The following is a 266-nucleotide window of genomic DNA, read 5'->3' on the forward strand; positions in this document are numbered from 1 at the left end:
AGCGCGCTTGAGGTTACAAGAAGCTGTGAAGAAATTGTGCTCATCACCGCTGCTAATATGGCGGCCAGCAAGAACCCCGTAATCATTGAAGGGAACAAAAGGTCGGCAAGCTTAATGAATATCGTCTCGGCATTCTTTAACGTAAGATGATTCGCACTGAAATAGGCAATGCCGACGAGTCCTGTCAGCATCGCTCCGCAAATCGAAAAGATCATCCAGCCCATGCCAATTCTTCTGGCACTCTTCAATTCTTTCACGCTTGAAAT

Annotated in this window: 1 protein-coding gene; it reads right to left on the minus strand. The window is 46.6% G+C overall.

What is annotated here, in order from left to right; genetic code table 11:
* Positions 1-224 (minus strand): sodium:solute symporter family transporter (locus tag CH339_RS25740; RefSeq protein ID WP_438646526.1); only part of this gene is annotated, 224 nt, incomplete at its 3' end.
* Between the last annotated feature and the right edge of the window lie 42 nt (positions 225-266).

The sequence above is a fragment of the Rhodobium orientis genome (assembly GCF_003258835.1).
Lineage (GTDB): Bacteria > Pseudomonadota > Alphaproteobacteria > Rhizobiales > Rhodobiaceae > Rhodobium > Rhodobium orientis.